We start from the raw sequence: 18063 nt of genomic DNA on the forward strand, positions 1-18063 counted from the left end.
TCTGCGAAGGTATTAATCAATAAGCGTAGAAGGGGGGAAGGCTTTGTATAAGAAATCCTGTTGTACTGTTTCAGCGGTTCTTTCTATCCCTCAGCAGTTAATGCGCTAGCTATCGATCGCCGAAGTGATCGGACAATATCCTGCGCAGACTGATCGCTAACACTGCCGGGGCACTGATCAAACATATGTGGCGCCCCAGGGTAGACATGCAGTTCGACGGCAGCCCCGGCGCGCGACAGACGCATGGCAAATGCAACGTCCTCTTCCAGGAACAGATCCAGCGCCCCGACGGCCATAAACGTCGGTGGCAAGTCACGCAGATCGTCTTGCAGGGCCGGCGAAAACCAGCCGATTGGCAGATCATCCAGCGCTTGGTCAGCGCGCAGGCAATCCCAACAGAACTGGTTGGCTTGCGCCGGCCAGCCAATCACTCCGGTCGTGCTGTTCTGGTGAGGCGAGGCCGGGCTGCCCGAACGGTAATCGAGCATCGGATACACCAGCACCTGGCTGGCGATGGAATATACGCCGCGATCCCGCGCCACAATTGCCAGCGCTGCTGCCAGACCTGCACCGGCACTGTGACCCATGACGATCACGTTGTCGGCGTCCATGTTGAGCGTTTGCCGGTGGGCGACAACCCAGCCGAGGGCGGTGTAGCAATCTTCCAGGGGAATAGGGAAGGGGTGCTCTGGCGCGAGACGGTAATCGACAGCGACGATGATCGCCTGAAGTTCTTCGGCGAGGTTAGCCAGATAGTCATCGGCCATTTCGGGGCAACCAAGGACGAAACCTCCACCGTGGATGTACAGGATCACCGCAAAATTACCGCCCGGTGCCCCGGCGGCGGGCCGGTAAAGACACAGGCGCAAATCCTCACCGTCGTGGGCCTTGGTCCATAGGCTTTCACCGCGCGCTTGTTCTCGGGATTTGAATGTCGCATGGACACGCTCCCTGATCGCGGGCAGCGTCTCCAACGTCCAGGCTTGTGCGCCGGGGGTTAAAAAGCTTTTGAAGTCGGGATCCAGCAGTTCATGTGCTTTCACGTTCTGCCTCCTGTTCTCGAATGAGCGAGCGCCTCTGATCGAAGCGCCGCCCACGGTGGAGTTACAGCCAGGCTTTGATCTGCGCGCAGACAGCCGGCGTCGAAATGCCGTAGCGATCATGCAGCGTCGGCAGGGCACCGGCGTCGAGGAAGGCGTCGGGCAACGCGATCTGTCTGAAGGTGGGCGTCACGCCATTGCGCAACAACAACCCAGCAACCGCCTCGCCCAAACCGCCGATGATCGAGCTGTTCTCGGCTGTGACCACCAGACGCCCGGATTTACGCGCTTCGGCGAGAATGGTGTGTTCATCCAGCGGCTTGATGGTCGGCACGTGCAGCACGGCCACATCAATGCCGTCGGCCTGCAATTGCTTGGCCGCTTCCAGTGAGCGCATGGTCATCAGCCCGGTGGAGATGATCAGCACATCATTGCCCGTGCGCAGAGTCTTGGCCTTGCCGATCTCGAATTTATAACCGTACTCGTCCAGCACCAACGGCACATTGCCGCGCAGCAAACGCATGTAGACCGGGCCTTGGTGAGCGGCGATGGCCGGCACGGCCTGTTCGATTTCCAGTGCATCGCACGGGTCGACAATCATCAGATTGGGCATGGCGCGAAAAATAGCCAGATCATCGGTGGCCTGGTGGCTCGGCCCGTAACCCGTGGTGAGACCGGGCAAGCCGCAGACGATTTTGACGTTAAGGTTTTCCTCGGCGATGGCCATGCAGATGAAATCGTAAGCACGCCGCGAAGCGAACACCGCGTAGGTGGTGGCGAAGGGTACGAAACCCTCACGCGCCATGCCCGCCGCAGCGCTCATCAGCAACTGTTCGGCCATGCCCATTTGATAGAAACGCTCCGGATGCGCCTTGGCGAAAATGTGCAGGTCGGTGTACTTGGACAGGTCAGCCGAGAGACCGACGATGTCCGCGCGCTGGTCTGCCAGCGCTGCGAGCGCATGGCCGAACGGTGCCGAACGGGTCGCCTGGCCCTCGGAAGCAATCGAGGCAATCATCGCCGAGGTGGTCAGGCGCTTTTTCACCGGCGCGCCAGTAGCAGTCGAAGGCGCAGTGTTGGCGGCGTTGCTCATTGGTCTTTTCCTTCTGCAAGGTTGCTCAGTGCCAGGTCCCATTCGTGCTCTTCGACGCGAATGAAGTGGGTCTTTTCCCGGTTCTCCAGAAACGGCACGCCTTTGCCCATTTTCGTGTCGCAGATGATCACGCGCGGTTGCCCGCCGGGGTGATTGCGGGCGGCATCGAATGCAGCGACCAGGGCGTCGAGGTCATTGCCGTCGACGCGCTGGGTGAACCAGCCGAAGGCTTGCCAGCGATCGACAATGGGTTCGAACGAAAGAATCTCGCTGGAGTAACCGTCGGCCTGCTGGTTGTTGACGTCGACGATGGCGATCAGGTTGTCGAGCTTCCAGTGCGAAGCCGACATCACCGCTTCCCAGGTCGAGCCTTCATTGAGTTCGCCATCGGACAGCAGGTTGTAGACGAACGAGGCCGAGCCTTTGCGCTTGAGGCCCAGGCAGGCACCGACCGCGATACCCAGACCCTGACCCAGCGAACCGCCGGTGATCTCCATCCCCGGGGTGTAGGCGGCCATGCCCGACATCGGCAGGCGGCTGTCATCCGAGCCGTAGGTTTCCAGCTCGTCGAGGGGAATGATCTCGGCTTCGATCAGCGCTGCGTACAGCGCAATGGCGTAGTGGCCGATGGAGAGATAGAAGCGATCGCGCTGCTCCCATTCGGGATCTGCGGGGCGATGATTCATCGCATGAAAGTAAGACACCGCCAGCAGGTCAGCCGCGCCGAGGGCCTGGCCCACATAGCCCTGGCCCTGAACCTGGCCCATGCGCAATGCATGGCGGCGAATGTTGTGCGCGCGCTGGGTCAGGCTCAGCGATGCAGCGTGTGCAAGATTAGTCGTCATGATGAAACTCCGTTGACTCAACGATTGACCAAAGCGGCAGGAATACGCAGGACCAGGCTGGCGCCGAGGAACAGCACGCCGGTGATGAGGTACATGCCGATGGCGCTGGAACCGGTCAGGGTGGTGATCCAGCCGATCAGATAGGGCGAGCAAAACCCGGCGAGGTTGGCGAAGCTGTTGACCGCGGCGATGCCGGCGGCCGCAGACACCCCGCCAAGCAGCGTTGTGGGCAGCATCCAGAACAACGAGGTGGCGGATAGAATGCCGGAGGCGGCCAGGCACAGGCTGAGGATCGACAAGGTCGGGTTGCCGCCCATCATTGCTGCCAGGCTCAAGCCGATCGCACCGGCGATCATCGGCACGATCAGGTGCCAGCGGCGCTCGCGATGTTTGTCGCCACTGCGGCCGACCAGGAGCATGGCGGCGATGGCGCACAGATAGGGCAGGCTGGTCAGGAAACCGATGTGCAGCGGGTCGGAAACCCCTGCATTACGTACCAGTGTCGGCAGCCAGAAGGTGATCGCATATTGGCCCATCACCACACAGAAGTAGATCGCCGCCAGCAGCCACAAGCGCCGGTCGCGAATGAACTCGCCGACCGAGGCATGGGTGACCTTTTGCTGGTCGTCTTCGGCCAGCTCGCGAGTGATCAGCGCTTTTTCCTCGTCATTGAGCCAGGTCGCCTGATGCACGCCGTCTTTCAGATAACTCAGTACCAGCAGGCCGACGAGCACGGTGGGCACCGCTTCCAAAACGAACATCCACTGCCAGCCGGCCCAGCCGTGCACACCGGCAAAGTGGTTCATGATCCAGCCCGAAAGCGGGCCACCGACCATGCCTGACAGCGGAATGGCGATAAACCACAACACGGTCATGCGCGCCCGCCGATAGGACGGAAACCAGTAGGTGAGGTAGAGCAGCAGGCCCGGCGCCAGACCGGCTTCGGCAATCCCGAGGAGAAAGCGCAGGGCATAGAACTGCCAGGCGGTTTCGACGAAGGCGAACAGCGCCGAGACGATGCCCCAGGTGATCATGATCCGCGCAATCCACACTCGCGCGCCGACCTTGTGCAGGATGATGTTGCTGGGCACTTCGCAAAGGAAATAGCCGATGAAAAACACCCCGGCGCCCAGTCCGTAGACTGTTTCGCTGAGGGCCAGATCGTTCATCATTTGCAGTTTGGCGAAACCGACGTTGACCCGGTCCAGATAGGCGCACAGGTAGCACAGCATCAGGAACGGCATCAGCCGCCAGGCCGTTTTGCGATAGGCAGAAGAACGCACGGTCGAAACCGCTTCGAGCGACAGGGTAGTCATGATGGTCTGATCTCTTGTTTTTATTGACCGCCAGGCCATCAGGCCCGGCTGCGTCATCGATCCAGAACCGCACGGGCCACGCAGGCCCGCCCAGAGTTACTCAGTGAATCAGCATGCCGCCGTTCACATCGAGGGTGATGCCGGTCAGATACGCGGACAGGTCGCTGGCCAGGAACAGCGCGGCGTTGGCGACGTCCTGCGCTTGACCCAGGCGACCTAGCGGAATGCCGTCGATGATGGCGTGGCGGCGTTCATCCTGCATCAGGCCGCCGGTGATGTCGGTGTGAATCAGCCCCGGGGCGATGGAGTTGACGCGAATATTGTCCGGCCCCAATTCCCGCGCCATGGCCTTGCCCAGCCCCAGCACACCGGCCTTGGCCGCGCTGTAATGCGGGCCGCCGAAGATGCCGCCGCCGCGCTGGGCAGACACCGACGACATGCAGACGATGCTGCCGGAAGACTGTTGGCGCATCAGCGGAATCACCGCCTGGGACATGAGCAAAGTGCCGCGCAGGCTGACGTCCAGCACCTTGTCGTAGTCCGAAGGACGAATATCCAGAGTCTTCAGTGGCTGGGTAATGCCGGCGTTGTTGACGAGGATATCGATGCGCCCGAAGTGCTCGATGATGGCGGCGACGGCTTGCTGAACCTGCGCTTCGTCGGCCACGTTGGCCGCCAGGCCCAGATGACCTTCGCCCAGTGCTGCGGCGGCGTCACGTGCTGCGGATGCATCCAGATCGAGGATGACCACGCGAGCGCCGTGTTGCGCAAATGTGCTGGCGGTAGCGCGGCCAATGCCACGGGCAGATGCGGCACCGGTAATGATTGCGACTTTGCCTTGAAGAAGCATGGAGGATTCCCTCGAATTGTTTTTATTGGGTCGGTGTGTAAGTAACCGATGACTCAGCTTGTCCTCCGGGGCGAGCGTGAGCAATAACGCGGAAGTCACTCAATGCTGAAAAAAATTCAGCACTCGTCAGGCCGTTTCGCAAATGCTTGAATGAAACCGGTCCGTACATCACAAGAAATCACCACGGAGTCACCATGCGCTCTGACACTGAGGCATCGATCATCCTGCCACCGCTGAAAGCAATTCAGGCCTTCGAGCAAACCGCGCGCTTCGGCAACGTCGCCAGAGCGGCGGAAGTGCTGGACCTGACACCCTCGGCAGTCAGCCATCAACTGGCGAAACTGGAAGGGATGATCGGCCGGCAATTATTCGTCCGTGCTGCCCGGGGCGTCTCGCTTACGCCGGTCGGCGAGCAATACCTCAAGGAAGTCTCCGGGATTCTGCACAGTCTCGCCGTTGCCACCGAGCGTGCGGCCAGCGATGTCAGCCTCGATTGCCTGCGTTTGCACTCATCGCCAAGCTTCGGCCTGCTCTGGCTGATGCCGCGCCTGGAAGCATTTCGCGCCAGTCATCCGGACATACAGATCAACCTGTCGTGCTCGTATGAATCGCTGCACTTCAGTCGCGACAAGATCGACGTCGATATCCGTCACGGTCTGCCGAACTGGCCCAGTTATGAGGTGCGCACGGTCAGGAACGAGACGTTCGCGGTGCTGACCTCACCGAAACTGCTCGCGCAGCGCCCGATACGCGGCGCGGCGGATCTGCTGGAGTGCGATCTGATTCTGTCGGAAGCCACCCTGCTCAAATGGCCGCAATGGTTTGCCCAACATGGCTTGGCGCGTCCGGAACGGCCTTATGCATTGAGCTTCGATCGTTCCTACATGTCGCTGGAAGCGGCGAGTCATGGCTTGGGTTTCGCGCTGGAAAGCACATTGCTGGCGCAGAAGTATCTGGCGGCGGGCACGCTGGTTGAAGTCGCGCCTGAATCACTGAGTGCTGCGGTGGCGGCGCACCATTTGGTATTCCCCAAGGCGCATTCGAGCTTTCCACGGGTCAGGCGTTTTCTGGCGTGGATGGAGAGCGAGTTGGGGCACGAGTTCGCGTATTGAGTCGGGATCAATTCTTTCAAACTCTCTGAACCGCTCAAGGTCAATCCATTATCGGTCTTGATCATTCACGCAAGAACGCACTTTACCGCGCGCTGCCGATCCGCGAAAAACCAAAGGCTGAGCAGGCTGTTGTTTTCTGTGTTCATCGTTTCTTTAGAAGGGGCTGATTTATGGTCATCACATGTCTGGGATGGGGATCACTGATCTGTAAGCCGGGGAAGCGATGAGCACCCGCAGCCAGGCGCAGATTGCCGCGATCTTCGATCAGCTGTTGGCACTGCGAGAAAGCGTGGACATTCTTCAACACGTGGAGAGCAGTAGCGTCGAGTCGCTGCGTGGCCATCAGACCGTGGACGCTCCCGAGTCGCTGGATCTGGTGTTTCAAAAGCTGCATGAAGACATCGCCAGCATGGAGGAAACCTTGGCGACGATTGCCGAGGCTACCGGGGATGTGTCGAAGTTGTGAGGCGCGCGCGGGGTGGCATGCAGAGATGATTTGCCTGGTCTGGCGTCTTCGCGAGCAGGCTCGCTCCCACAATGGATTTGTGAATCGATTGATTTCCGGGATCTGACGCAAAACCCTGTGGGAGCGAGCCTGCTCGCGAAAGCGCTGGGTCAGGCACTTACTCTGTTGGATGTGCCGACGCTATCGGAGCAGGCTCGCTCCTACAACGGGGCTGGGTCTCTGACCACGCGCAACGCATCCACCACCAGTGAAAACGCCGGCGACGGTTGGCGGCGGCTGGGGTAGTAGAGGTGGAAGCCACCGAACGGTTCGCACCAGTCTTCCAGCACTCTGACCAAACGCCCTTCAGCCAGATGCGTACCGAACTCGTCTTCAGGCAGGTGGGCAATCCCTAACCCGTTCACAGCCGCGTCGGCGATGTGCACGGTGGAGTTGAACACCAGTTGCCCGTCGACTCGCACTTTCAACTTTTTGCCCTGACGCTCGAATTCCCATGCATCGACGCCGTCGTAGGTCGGAAAGCGGATGTCGATGCAGCGGTGCGCCGCCAGATCGCGCGGATGTTGCGGGGCGGGGTGCTGGGCGAAGTAGCTGGGCGAAGCGACCACTGCCATGCGCAGTGGCGGGCCGATCGGTACGGCGATCATGTCCTGGGCGACGGTATCGCTGAAACGCACGCCTGCATCGAAGCGGTCGGCAACGATGTCACGGAAACCGTAGTTGATATCGAACTCAAGCTTGATGTCCGGGTACTGCAGCAGCAGCGGTGTCAGCTTCGGCAGCAGAGTGGTCTTGATGACGTTGTCGCCGCAGGTGATGCGCACCGTGCCAGCGGGCTTGTCGCGCAACTCGGTCAGGGCGTCCAGCTCGGCTTCGATCTCATCGAAACGATGACCCACGGTGTGCAGCAAGCGTTCGCCGGCCGCGGTCAGTGACACGCTGCGCGTAGTGCGGGTCAGCAGGCGAATTTTCAGACGCGCTTCCAGCGCCGAGACTATCTGACTCACCGCCGATTGCGTCACGCCCAGCTGCACCGCCGCGCGGGTGAAGCTGCCGCTGCGGGCAACGGTGACGAAGGCGAGCAGGTCGTTGAAATTGGGTTTGGCCATGGGCGCGCGCTCGGGTTTATTGATTAGCAGAGTTTATAACCGCATTAAGCACTCATTAGCTAATCAAAGTCTCGAGCGTGCGCAACAATACCTTCATCCCGGCCACGCCTGGCTTCTCGATCAAGGACGCCCCCATGAAACGACTGTTCATACTGCTCGGGTTTCTCCTGAGTTCATTCACTGCATTCGGAGCTGACATGTCCCACGGTGCTGACAATTTTTTCAAAAGCGATAAGGTGACCGTGCAGAAGGTCAGCTTCAAAAATCAATATCAACTCACCGTGGTCGGCAACCTGTTTGTCCCCAAAGGACTCGACCCGGCAGCGCGCAGCGCGGCGATTATCGTTGGCCATCCGATGGGCGCGGTTAAGGAGCAGAGCTCCAATCTGTACGCACAGAAACTGGCGGAGCAGGGTTTTGTCACCCTGTCGCTGGATCTGTCGTTCTGGGGCGAAAGCGAAGGCGCGCCGCGCAATGCCGTGCTGCCGGACATGTATGCCGAAGACTTCAGCGCGGCCGTCGATTACCTCGGCACACGGCCATTTATCGACCGCGAGCGCATCGGCGTGTTGGGCATCTGCGGCAGCGGCAGCTTCGTGATCAGCGCGGCGAAAATCGACCCGCGCATGAAAGCCATCGCCACGGTGAGCATGTACGACATGGGCGCGGCCAACCGTGATGGCCTCAAGCACTCGCAAAGCCTTGCGCAGCGCAAGCAGATCATTGCGCAAGCGGCCGAGCAGCGTTACGCCGAGTTTACTGGCGGCAAGGTCGAATACACCGGCGGCACGGTGCTGGAACTGAAGGCCGACACCCATCCGATCCAGCGTGAATTCTTCGATTTCTACCGCACCCCGCGCGGCGAATTCACCCCGGCCAGCTCGACGCCGCAACAGACCACGCGTCCGACGCTGAGCAGCAACACCAAGTTCATGAACTTCTATCCATTCGTCGATATCGAGAGCATCTCGCCGCGCCCAATGTTGTTTATTGCCGGTGCCGACGCGCACTCCCGCGAGTTCAGCGAAGAGGCCTTTCGCCTGGCAGGGCAGCCGAAAGAACTGGTGATCGTGCCGAATGCCGGCCATGTCGATCTGTACGACCGGGTCGAGCTGATTCCTTTTGCCAAGCTGACGCAGTTCTTCAAGAGCAACCTGAAGTAACTTTCAACGCGACGGAGCCAAGCGATGCGGTTTTTTGCCCACGGCTGGAAGGGATTCGTACTGATGGCATGGCTGCCCGTTGCTCTGTCTGCACCGACCGCTATGGAGGCCAGCAGGATGTGGATGACCGTCGGAGAACAGCGTTTTGCCATTGCACTGGATGACAACCCGAGTACGCGGCAATTGCTCACGCGATTGCCGCTGAGCCTGGACATGGCTGACCTGCACGGCAATGAAAAATACGCCACCGTGCAGCCGCCATTGCCCACCCAGCCCTACCGGCCGGGCACGATCCACAACGGCGATTTCCTTTTGTATGGCGACGATACGTTGGTGGTCTTCTACAAGACCTTCGATTCGTCTTACCGCTATTCGCGTCTTGGTCGCATCGACCGGCCGCAGGACTTGGCCGAAGTCTTGGGGCGCGGCGATGTGCGGGTGACGTTCACGCTGGATGAGTGAGGAGATTCATTGATGAACCAGAGATCGTTAAATCAAGGGCGCCTTCTGCGCATTGTGGCTCTCGGCTGCGCGGTCCTCGCCAGCGCAGCCTGCGTTAATCCTAGCGTACTGCCTTGGGCGGGATGGGAGCGAGATTAGGAGGGAGTGACGGATACGTCAACAACCCCTTTTTCGTCTGACCTGTTTGTATGAAGTTGAATGTGCCCAGCGCTTTCAAATTTCAGGTGGCGACGGGGAAACGATAAATTGCGGAGGGTAAGCAGGGAAGACAGGGACTTCCGTAAGATTTGTAGGCAAAAGCGCTGTATCTCGTAGGCTCGGTTATCCGTGAGCGGGTGAGCGCGGGGCTGGGCAGAATCCGGGGAGGCACAGAATGAGAGCGGCTCTGTTACGGCGATTCTCGTCTTCAGCGCTGGCGCCGACTCGCTCCCGGTGAGCTTCCCGTTATCCGCTTGAACGCACGACTGAACGCCGCTTGGGAGGTGTAGCCCAAGCGCTGCGCCACTTCTTCGATCGGCAGTCTTTCCAGTGTCAGCCACTGACTGGCCAGGCGCATGCGCAGTTCGGTGGCGTAGCGCAGCGGCGGGGTGCCGAGGGTGGTCTGGAAGCGTTCGGCGAAGACCGAGCGTGAGGTGTTGCACAGCGTTGCGAGTTCGGCGACGCTCCAGTCGCGCCCCGGTTGTTGGTGCAGGGCCAGCAAAGCTTTCGCCAGACGAGGGTCGCGCAGGGCTGCGACGAGACCGGAGGCATTGCCGCAAGCGCATTCGACCCAGCCACGAACAATCATTGCCGCCACTACGTCGGCAAGGCGAGCGAGAATGCCGGCGAAGCCGATGCGCGCTGCGCTGACTTCGCGTTCCATGGTCGCAAGAATCGGCATGAGTCCCGGATAACGCTGGCCGCCGGCGTCGATCAGCATCAGTCCCGGCATCAGCCGACCGAGGCCCTGCAGGCTGCCGAGCTCGAACTCCATACAGCCACTGAAGAGCAGGGCGCTATCGGGCGAAACGGCGCTGTGACCGACCTGCACCGCGCAGACCGTATCGCCGAGTGGCGCGGCGACGGCGCTGTCAATGTCCTGCACTTCGGCGTTTGGGTGTGACAGCAACTGGTGCGCGGCACCATGGGCAATGAATACCGCATTGCCCGCCGCCAACTCGTAAAGGCTGCCGTCCTCCAGTCGCAACACCGTCGATCCAGCGGCAACGAAGTGGAAATACGCATGGCCCGATTTGTCGCTGAAACCCAGACCATACGGCGGACCGGCGTGGATCCGCCGATACTGCACGCCACGCAGACGCATGCTGCGCAGCAATTCTGTGATCAGGTCTGATGACAGTGAAAAGGAATCAGTGCTGCTCATGTTCGGGGTTTCGATCAAAAGTTCAAGACTGCGCATCATAGATCATCCGGTTTGCCGCTAATAGACTGCTCTCTTGAAATGTCCGAGGGAGTCTTGAAATGAATGAATGTGTAGGTGATGGGCGAACTGAAGAGGAGCCGATGGCTCCTGCGTGGATGGCGGTTTTCTCACTGGCGATGGGGGTGTTCGGTTTACTCACTGCGGAATATCTGCCGGCCAGCCTGCTGACACCAATGGCGCTGGATCTCGGCGTCAGCGAAGCGCTGGCCGGGCAAGCAGTGACGGTGACCGCAGTGGTGGCGCTCTTTGCCGGATTGCTCGTACCTGGATTGACGCGCAGTCTTGATCGGCGGCTGGTCTTGCTCGGTTTCTCGGTACTGATGATCGCGTCGAATCTGCTGGTGGCGCTGTCGTCGAGCCTCGCAGTTTTGCTGATCATGCGCATCCTTTTGGGCATAGCTCTGGGCGGATTCTGGAGCATGGCGGCGGCCGTGGCGATGCGCCTGGTGCCGGCGGCGCTGCTGCCACGGGCGCTGTCGATTATCTTCAGCGGGATCGCCGTCGGGACCGTGGTCGCGGTGCCATTGGGCAGTTATCTCGGCGGCCAGTTTGGCTGGCGCAGTGCGTTTTTCGCAGCTGCGGCGGTTGGCGTGGTGACGCTGGTCTTTCAAATGTTCACGTTACCGAGTCTGGCGCCACATCGACCTTCACGCCTGCGTACGGTGCTTGAGGTGTTGCTGCGACCGGGCATTGCCATTGGCATGTTCGGCTGTGTATTGGTGCACACCGGCCACTTCGCGTTGTTCACCTATATCAGGCCATTTCTGGAAAGCACCACCGGAGTCGGCGCGCAGACGCTGGCGCTGATGCTGCTCGGTTTCGGCGTGGCGAACTTTGCCGGCACGCTGTTCGCCGGCTGGCTGTTGCAGCGCAATCCACGCGCAACACTGGTGCTGATGCCGGTGTTGGTGGGCGTTGCTGCTCTGGCGTTGGTCGGGTTACCGGCGTCGCTCACCGGGCAGGCGTTGCTTCTGGCTCTGTGGGGGATGGCCTTCGGTGGCGTGCCGGTGGCATGGTCGAACTGGGTGGCGCGATCGATACCCGATCAGGCCGAAAGCGCAGGCGGCATGGTCGTCGCATCGGTGCAGTCGGCGATTGCCGCAGGCGCCGCCGCCGGCGGTTCGGTGTTCAGTTTCAGCGGCATCAATGGCGTGTTTGTAGCAGCTGGAATTCTGATGTTGCTGGCCGCGCTGCTGATTGCCCTGAAGGTCAATGTCGATGTGCCGGAGCCGGGTTCGGCGGCTTTGCCAGTGCATTTGTGATTTTGATCAGGGCGGGGCGGTGGCGAAGCACTGAAGCTCCGCCGATCCCGTCTCTTCAACCGCGCTTGGGCAGTTTCCAGTTAGGCCGGATGAAATGGCAGGTGTAGCCGTTCGGAATCCGCTCCAGGTAATCCTGATGCTCGGGTTCCGCTTCCCAGAATGGCCCGGCCGGTTCGATTTCCGTTACCACTCGGCCCGGCCACAGCTTTGATGCGTCGACGTCGGCGGCGGTGTCCTCAGCGACGGCGCGCTGCTCGTCGTTGAGGTAGTAAATCGCCGACCGGTAGCTTGGGCCAAGGTCGTTGCCCTGACGGTTGGGCGTGCTCGGGTCGTGGATCTGGAAGAAGAACTCGAGGATCTGCCGGTAGCTGATCACGGCCGGATCAAACTCGATTTCGATGGCTTCGGCGTGGTTGCCGTGGTTGCGATAGGTCGCATTCGGCACATCGCCGCCGGTATAGCCGACGCGGGTTTTCAGCACACCCGGATAGCGGCGCAACAGATCCTGCATGCCCCAGAAGCAGCCGCCGGCGAGAATGGCAGTTTCGGTTTGAGTGGTCATGGTGTGTGCTTCCTCTCGAGACGATGGGGGATACCCACTGTTATGAGGGCGGGTTGAGAGAATCCAAGGTTACGCTCATCAGAATCGACCACTGGCCTGCTGATCAAGCGACATGCAGGCGACTGCGATCTTCGTCAGATCGTATTCAACCAAAGCCAAAGAACGAACGCAGCTTGCTTGGCGACTTGCGCTCGTAGAACGGTTTGGTCTCCTTGAGGAAGTAATCACTGAGCCCGGCTTGTCCCGTCAGCACGCGGCAAAAATCAACCGGCCCGCCATCAGGGGCTGTGTCCCCAGCGACATTGCCGGCTTCGCGCATGACCTGTTCGATATCACCATCCGCTTCGATGCCAACGATCAGGTGCGGCTTTTCATCAACCGAGGTGTCGTGCATCAGCGCCAGGAACGCGCGTTTCACATTGGCGTGTTTGGCCAGCAGTTGCGAGAGCGAATGGACCATCGTCGATGGGTAGTCCGAAGGCTGTCCAAGCAAGACGTTGGTTTCTTTTTCGACGGTACGTTGCGTGGCGGGCCGGCCGATTTCGCCTGAGAGCAGCCGTTGCACTTCATCCGAAAGGAATTCCTTGCCGTACGGCGACTTCGGATTGAGAAAGAGCAGCGCGCCCAGCGTGATTTCGAACAATGATCGGGCCGGTATCTCCACATAGCTCTGTTCGCTGTCGATGGATTGTTGCAGCGTTGGCAGCGAGGAGAAGAACGGAATGACAGGCGTGCCATCGGGCTTCTGCCAATGGGCGATGCTGATGTTGCTGCCGGCTTCGAGATTGACATGACCTTGCGCCGCACCGGCGGTGCCGAGGATGTAGACGGTCGAGTCCAGAAGGGTGCGATAGAACTCAGGGCGATGCGCGGGTTCGTCCGCGGCCAGTCGGAGCGATGTTTCCAGAGGGTTTTCTTGGGAAGTATCCATGAGGTCAGTCCGTTATTTTCAATGGAGAGCGATGATTATCTGGTCGGTCCGAGGAGACGTGCTGTCACGATGATACTCGTCCAGAGATTCGAATCCTGCGTCGTTCTAACCAACACCACAAAGCCAACTGTGGGAGCGAGCCTGCTCGCGAAGGCGTCGTGTCAGTTGAAATAACTCACGGCTGATACACCGCTTTCGCGAGCAGGCTCGCTCCCACATTTGAATTTCGCGTTGGGTCTTATAGCAAACTCCACGAAACCCCAACATAAACCCCCATCCCTTCACCCGGAGTCGACCGCGCAGCATCCAGACCTTTGTCGTCATACCCCGGCGTGACCGTCGCCGCGTAGCGCTTGCCGGTCAGGTTGCGCATGTCCACCCAACCTTGCCAGTCGCCCTTCGGGGCGTTGTAGCCCAGCGTTGCGCCGAACAGGGCGTACGGATCGGCGTAGTAGCTATTGGCGTAGTCCACGGCAACTTTGGAGACCAGTTGCGTGTTTACGGCGGCGAAGAAGCCCTGCGGCCAGTCGTAACGCAGTTCGCCTTGGTAATAATGCATCGGCAGGCCCGGCAGGCGGTTGTCGCCGAAGCGTTCGTCGTCGCGGTAGTGGAAGTCGCTGAAGGTGTAGGCCTGGCGCAAGCTCAACTGGCGGCCGTCGGCGGCGGTCCAGAGTTTGCTGTTGAGGCTGGCCTCGATGCCCTGGTGCACGGTCGGGCTGGCGTTGAGTTCGTAGGGCGTGACGGCGTTGGCGTCCGGCAGTACCGAGAGCAGTTCGTGACGAACTTGCGCGTAGTACCAGGCCAGGCTCCATTCGCCCAGTTTGCTGTCGCCACGGCCACCGAGTTCCAGAGTGGTTGCGGTCTGGTTTTGCAGTTCGACCGGGTCGCGCTGGGTGCCGGTGGCGGCGCCGTTGCCGGCAGGGAAGCGCACGTTGGAGCTGTAGATCAGCGACCACGGGTGCGGTGCTTCGACGGAGCGGCTGAGGTTGCCGAACACTTGCACGTCCGGGGTGATCTGATAGCGCAGGCCGATGCGCGGTGCATAGTCCCAGTCGCTGAGACTGGTTTTGCCGCCGCCCTGCGGATAGGTCACGGCGCTTTCGCGGCGGGTGTAGATCGCGGCGAGGCCGGTGGTCAGCCAGAGGTCGTCGGCAATTTCCAGGTCATTGCCGAAATGCAGAACGGTGTCCGAGCCCTGATAAGTGAAGTTGCGCATCCGCGTGCCCGGGGCATAGCTGGCGGTGTTGCCACTCGGGATGCGCACGAACTCGCTTGCGCCGTCGTTGGGCAGGTGCTTGGTCACGCGCAGGCCGACGTTGCTGCGGCTTTCCATACCGAACAAAGTGTCGCGGCGCTTGTAGTCGAAGGTGCCGCTGACGTCGGTGTAAGCCACCTTCAGCCGGTTCGGGCCTTCGCGCAAATCCATCGGGTAGTCGTGGTAGGCGAGGCCGGTCTGGATGCTCGAATCGTCGTCGAGATAGAACGTGGTCTTGTTGCCGATGAAGGTACTGCCGGGCTGCTTGCGGCTGTCATCGCGGGCCACATACGCCGGGTTGGCTGCCCGTGGGCTGTGTTCGATGGAATGCTTGGTCACGCGACCGGCGAGGTCGTTGTCGGTTTCGCGATAGCGGAAGTAGAAGCGGGTTTCCAGATTCGGGTTGAAGCGATAGCCGAAGTTGGCGATCAGGCCTTTGCTCTCGCTGGCGGTATGGTCCTGATAGCCGTCGGCGTTGGCATCGGTCAGGGACACGTAGTAATCGAAATCTCCCAGCACTTGCCCGGAGCTGACCTGGCGCTGCTGATAGCCATGGCTGCCGGTGGCGTAGCGCACGTGCAGCTTTGGCGCGGTGTAACCGGTGTGGCTGACGTAATCGATAGCGCCGCCCAGTGCCAGCGCGCCGCGATCGAAGCCGTTGGCGCCGCGCAGCACTTCGACATGGTCGACCCACAACGGCTCGAGCAATTCATAAGGTGTGCCGCCGGGGCCGGTCAGCGGCAAGCCATCCAGCATCGTGTAGAGCCCCGAGGCGTGGGCGCCGGGTGCGCGGTTGATGCCTGAACCACGGATGGAAATCTTCACGCCTTCGTTGCCCGCCGACTGTGCATACACCCCCGGCTGATAGGCCAGCACATCCTGATTGCTGGCAACGCGGCCCTGCAACGGCTGGCGCATGTCGACCACGTTGGTGCCGCCGGGAATCTGCTCAAGGCGTTCCCGCGCTTCTTCGACCGCTGCATCGCTGCCACTGCGCTCATCTGCCGAAATCAGCACTTGCCCCAGCTCCAGACCTTGGGTCTCGGCCATCGCCGGGCAGGCCAGGGCCAGACCGAGCAGGGCAGTGGGCAATGATTTGGACGACGGCATCGAAAAAACTCCAGCAAACAGGGGATCGGGCAATGAACAGTGCGACGTCGGAACAACCTCAGGAAACACATGGCGACAGGGCTTTTTTGCCCGGCAATGGCAAACAACCGGGCGTGAACTAACCTCACGGATCAGGCCCTTCGGGTCAATAAACAAATTCAGCGGGCTGTTGAAGCGCGAGGACAGGTTCATGGCGAAAGACAAGAAGAAACCTGCAAAGGCAATCGAACGTCCGCGCTTGAAAAACAAGGACTATCTCGAACAGCTGCGCAAGCTCCACGTTGAGCTGGTCAAGCTGCAGGAGTGGGTCATCGCCAAAGGTGTCAAGGTTTGTATTGTTTTCGAAGGGCGCGACGGTGCGGGCAAGGGCGGGGTGATTAAGGCGATCACGGAGCGCGTCAGCCCACGGGTGTTCCGCGTGATGGCATTACCGGCGCCAACCGATCGAGAAAAAAGTCAGATGCATGTACAGCGCTATCTGCCGCATCTGCCGGCGGGCGGCGAGGTGGTGATTTTCGACCGCAGTTGGTACAACCGCGCCGGTGTCGAACGGGTCATGGGTTTTTGTACGGAGGAGCAGGCCGACAAGTTTCTCAAGTCGATCCCGTGGGTGGAAAACGCCATCGTCGATTCGGGGGTGATCCTGCTCAAGTACTGGCTTGAGGTCAGTCCGGAGGAACAGACCCGCCGGCTCGAAGCGCGAATCAATGACGGGCGCAAGATCTGGAAACTGACACCCATGGATCTGAAGTCCTACAGCCGCTGGTATGACTACTCACGGGCGCGGGACGAGATGTTCAAGCACACCGACACCGATTGGGCGCCGTGGAGGGTTGCCGACTCGAATGACAAACGTCGTGCGCGGCTGAACATCATCACTGATCTGCTCAGTCGCATCCCCTATGAAGAGGTGAAGCGCGACAAGGTCGAGTTGCCGAAACGGCAGAAGCCGGGCAAGTACCGGGAGCCGGATTATGCGTACAAGCGGGTGGCGGAGCGGTTTTGACATTTGCGGGTTTTTTGGGCGTGGCGGCCTTTGGGCCGACCAGGCTCTTGGGGTTTTGGGTGTATATCCGTTTTTTCGGGTGTTGCGGCTGGCGGTTTCGCCCTTACGGCGAGTCACCTTTTCCAAACGCCGAAAAGGTAACCGAAAAGGCTTGCTCCTACGTTCGGCCCCTCGCGGGCTCGGGGTTCCTTCGCTGCGGGATCGATCCGGGCGCAGCGGCTACGGTTTGCTTCGCTGCACCTCCTTCCGCTGTGTTCGACTTCGTCGAACGGTCGCTGCGCTCCCACGCCCGGATCAATCCCTCCACTCAGCCTTCCGACGTCGCTGGTGGATCAAGATCAAAAGCGGTACTCGAGCTTGCGCTCATTGTTGAGTGGTGCGGCTTCGCCGCGGGCAGCTGCGCTGCTTTGCGTTTGCTTTGTAGGCGAGCCTGCTCGCGAAGGCGGCCTGACAGCCGACCTGTTCTTGAGGTGGTACGCGATCCAGCTGTAGGAGCTGCCGAAGGCTGCGATCTTTTGATTTTGCTTTTCTGTGGGAGTGAGCCTGCTCGCGAAGGCGGCCTGACAGCCGACCTGTACTTGAGGTGGTACGCGACCAACTGTAGGAGCTGCCGAAGGCTGCGATCTTTTGATTTTGCTTTTCTGTGGGAGCGAGCCTGCTCGCGATGACGGAGGCACATTCAAATTAATTTGACCGATATATCGCTATCGCGAGCAGGCTCACTCCTACAAGGTTTTGCGTATCACCCGTCCATCCGTCGTCTGCCCTGAACCTCTGTCGCGCTGTTTTTTCTACCGGGTAAGTCCATCAGGAGATACCCGTATGTTCGATCAGCAAAAGAAGGCATCACTGGCGGCATGGCGCAGGATGGCGGAGCAGGCCGAGGGCGATCTGGATCCGGAACAGCAGTATGACGAGCTGCTCAAGGCTGCGGATCAGATGGAGGAGCAAGGCCTGATCACCAGTGCCGAATGGCGCCAATTAGTGCGTGACGCCGGCAACATTTTTACCCTGAACGAGGAACAGCCACAGCGCTGACAGCTGCCATCGGAGGACGT

General features: G+C 60.3%; 17 protein-coding genes. 7 read left to right on the forward strand and 10 right to left on the reverse strand.

The annotated features are described in order from the left end of the window. Positions 1-83 precede the first annotated feature (83 nt). From AB4N73_RS06280 to AB4N73_RS06300, 5 genes are all read right to left on the reverse strand, one after another. A complete protein-coding gene (locus tag AB4N73_RS06280; RefSeq protein WP_460143084.1) occupies positions 84-1043 on the reverse strand; it encodes an alpha/beta hydrolase in 960 nt (319 codons plus the stop codon). Positions 1044-1104: 61 nt separating this feature from the next. Next, positions 1105-2133: a transketolase family protein gene (locus AB4N73_RS06285; RefSeq protein WP_150742626.1), complete on the reverse strand. Its 1029-nt coding sequence runs from the start codon at positions 2131-2133 to the stop codon at positions 1105-1107. Next, a complete protein-coding gene (locus tag AB4N73_RS06290) occupies positions 2130-2978 on the reverse strand; it encodes a transketolase (protein WP_460143085.1) in 849 nt (282 codons plus the stop codon). Before AB4N73_RS06290 ends, AB4N73_RS06285 begins: the two co-directional genes overlap by 4 nt. A 17-nt stretch (positions 2979-2995) precedes the next feature. After that, positions 2996-4294: an MFS transporter gene (locus tag AB4N73_RS06295; protein ID WP_041480451.1), complete on the reverse strand. Its 1299-nt coding sequence runs from the start codon at positions 4292-4294 to the stop codon at positions 2996-2998. Positions 4295-4394: 100 nt separating this feature from the next. Then, positions 4395-5144 carry an SDR family NAD(P)-dependent oxidoreductase gene (locus AB4N73_RS06300; RefSeq protein WP_252883659.1) on the reverse strand — a complete coding sequence of 250 codons (750 nt, stop codon included), beginning with the start codon at positions 5142-5144 and terminating at the stop codon, positions 4395-4397. A 194-nt stretch (positions 5145-5338) separates the two neighbouring features. Between AB4N73_RS06300 and AB4N73_RS06305 the strand changes: the two genes are divergently transcribed. Together AB4N73_RS06305 and AB4N73_RS06310 are read left to right on the forward strand one after the other, a co-directional pair. Then, positions 5339-6256, forward strand: coding sequence for a LysR substrate-binding domain-containing protein (locus AB4N73_RS06305; protein ID WP_252869308.1), 918 nt, complete (start codon positions 5339-5341; stop codon positions 6254-6256). 223 nt (positions 6257-6479) lie between these two features. Further along, positions 6480-6722 (forward strand): hypothetical protein, encoded by a 243-nt coding sequence (locus tag AB4N73_RS06310; RefSeq protein ID WP_041480449.1) that lies wholly within the window; start codon positions 6480-6482, stop codon positions 6720-6722. Positions 6723-6922: 200 nt separating this feature from the next. Here AB4N73_RS06310 and AB4N73_RS06315 read toward each other — a convergent pair whose 3' ends face one another. Further along, positions 6923-7831: a LysR family transcriptional regulator gene (locus AB4N73_RS06315; RefSeq protein WP_460143086.1), complete on the reverse strand. Its 909-nt coding sequence runs from the start codon at positions 7829-7831 to the stop codon at positions 6923-6925. 134 nt (positions 7832-7965) lie between these two features. Here AB4N73_RS06315 and AB4N73_RS06320 point away from each other — a divergent pair, with 134 nt between their 5' ends. After that, the gene (locus AB4N73_RS06320) at positions 7966-8994 is read left to right on the forward strand and encodes an alpha/beta hydrolase (protein WP_123442679.1); all 1029 of its coding nucleotides are present in this window, start codon (positions 7966-7968) and stop codon (positions 8992-8994) included. A 117-nt stretch (positions 8995-9111) separates the two neighbouring features. Then, a complete protein-coding gene (locus AB4N73_RS06325; RefSeq protein WP_460143087.1) occupies positions 9112-9456 on the forward strand; it encodes a cyclophilin-like fold protein in 345 nt (114 codons plus the stop codon). Between the two features lie 406 nt (positions 9457-9862). Here the strand turns inward: AB4N73_RS06325 and AB4N73_RS06330 are convergent, their stop codons facing one another. Continuing rightward, complete coding sequence (locus tag AB4N73_RS06330) at positions 9863-10858, reverse strand: cupin domain-containing protein (RefSeq protein WP_457263397.1); 996 nt, start codon at positions 10856-10858, stop codon at positions 9863-9865. 59 nt (positions 10859-10917) lie between these two features. On the opposite strand from AB4N73_RS06330, the gene AB4N73_RS06335 reads away from it, so the two are divergent. Next, positions 10918-12141 carry an MFS transporter gene (locus tag AB4N73_RS06335; RefSeq protein WP_423661807.1) on the forward strand — a complete coding sequence of 408 codons (1224 nt, stop codon included), beginning with the start codon at positions 10918-10920 and terminating at the stop codon, positions 12139-12141. 55 nt (positions 12142-12196) lie between these two features. On the opposite strand, the gene msrA is transcribed toward AB4N73_RS06335, so the two are convergent. The 3 genes from msrA to AB4N73_RS06350 all read right to left on the reverse strand — a co-directional run bounded on the left by msrA (position 12197) and on the right by AB4N73_RS06350 (position 15999). Further along, entirely contained in the window at positions 12197-12703 is a 507-nt protein-coding gene (msrA, locus tag AB4N73_RS06340) for a peptide-methionine (S)-S-oxide reductase MsrA (protein ID WP_016774420.1), read from the reverse strand. 145 nt (positions 12704-12848) lie between these two features. Next, the gene (gene sseB, locus AB4N73_RS06345) at positions 12849-13634 is read right to left on the reverse strand and encodes an enhanced serine sensitivity protein SseB (RefSeq protein ID WP_460143088.1); all 786 of its coding nucleotides are present in this window, start codon (positions 13632-13634) and stop codon (positions 12849-12851) included. Positions 13635-13872: 238 nt separating this feature from the next. After that, the gene (locus AB4N73_RS06350; protein WP_460143089.1) at positions 13873-15999 is read right to left on the reverse strand and encodes a TonB-dependent receptor family protein; all 2127 of its coding nucleotides are present in this window, start codon (positions 15997-15999) and stop codon (positions 13873-13875) included. Positions 16000-16189: 190 nt separating this feature from the next. On the opposite strand from AB4N73_RS06350, the gene ppk2 reads away from it, so the two are divergent. Together ppk2 and AB4N73_RS06360 are read left to right on the forward strand one after the other, a co-directional pair. After that, the gene (gene ppk2 / locus AB4N73_RS06355; protein WP_056785103.1) at positions 16190-17005 is read left to right on the forward strand and encodes a polyphosphate kinase 2; all 816 of its coding nucleotides are present in this window, start codon (positions 16190-16192) and stop codon (positions 17003-17005) included. A gap of 822 nt (positions 17006-17827) precedes the next feature. Then, positions 17828-18043 carry a hypothetical protein gene (locus AB4N73_RS06360; RefSeq protein WP_130928185.1) on the forward strand — a complete coding sequence of 72 codons (216 nt, stop codon included), beginning with the start codon at positions 17828-17830 and terminating at the stop codon, positions 18041-18043. The last annotated feature ends 20 nt before the right edge of the window (positions 18044-18063 follow it).

The organism is Pseudomonas sp. S3_B08, from assembly GCF_054667725.1.

Coding starts and splice junctions, on each gene's coding strand:
- AB4N73_RS06295 (WP_041480451.1), bottom strand. CDS start 4,294: ATGACTACCCTGTCGCTCGAAGCGGTTTCGACCGTGCGTTCTTCTGCC.
- msrA (WP_016774420.1), bottom strand. CDS start 12,703: ATGACCACTCAAACCGAAACTGCCATTCTCGCCGGCGGCTGCTTCTGG.
- AB4N73_RS06310 (WP_041480449.1), top strand. CDS start 6,480: ATGAGCACCCGCAGCCAGGCGCAGATTGCCGCGATCTTCGATCAGCTG.
- AB4N73_RS06335 (WP_423661807.1), top strand. CDS start 10,918: ATGAATGAATGTGTAGGTGATGGGCGAACTGAAGAGGAGCCGATGGCT.
- AB4N73_RS06305 (WP_252869308.1), top strand. CDS start 5,339: ATGCGCTCTGACACTGAGGCATCGATCATCCTGCCACCGCTGAAAGCA.
- AB4N73_RS06330 (WP_457263397.1), bottom strand. CDS start 10,858: ATGATGCGCAGTCTTGAACTTTTGATCGAAACCCCGAACATGAGCAGC.
- AB4N73_RS06285 (WP_150742626.1), bottom strand. CDS start 2,133: ATGAGCAACGCCGCCAACACTGCGCCTTCGACTGCTACTGGCGCGCCG.
- sseB (WP_460143088.1), bottom strand. CDS start 13,634: ATGGATACTTCCCAAGAAAACCCTCTGGAAACATCGCTCCGACTGGCC.
- AB4N73_RS06320 (WP_123442679.1), top strand. CDS start 7,966: ATGAAACGACTGTTCATACTGCTCGGGTTTCTCCTGAGTTCATTCACT.
- ppk2 (WP_056785103.1), top strand. CDS start 16,190: ATGGCGAAAGACAAGAAGAAACCTGCAAAGGCAATCGAACGTCCGCGC.
- AB4N73_RS06300 (WP_252883659.1), bottom strand. CDS start 5,144: ATGCTTCTTCAAGGCAAAGTCGCAATCATTACCGGTGCCGCATCTGCC.
- AB4N73_RS06290 (WP_460143085.1), bottom strand. CDS start 2,978: ATGACGACTAATCTTGCACACGCTGCATCGCTGAGCCTGACCCAGCGC.
- AB4N73_RS06315 (WP_460143086.1), bottom strand. CDS start 7,831: ATGGCCAAACCCAATTTCAACGACCTGCTCGCCTTCGTCACCGTTGCC.
- AB4N73_RS06325 (WP_460143087.1), top strand. CDS start 9,112: ATGTGGATGACCGTCGGAGAACAGCGTTTTGCCATTGCACTGGATGAC.
- AB4N73_RS06350 (WP_460143089.1), bottom strand. CDS start 15,999: ATGCCGTCGTCCAAATCATTGCCCACTGCCCTGCTCGGTCTGGCCCTG.
- AB4N73_RS06360 (WP_130928185.1), top strand. CDS start 17,828: ATGTTCGATCAGCAAAAGAAGGCATCACTGGCGGCATGGCGCAGGATG.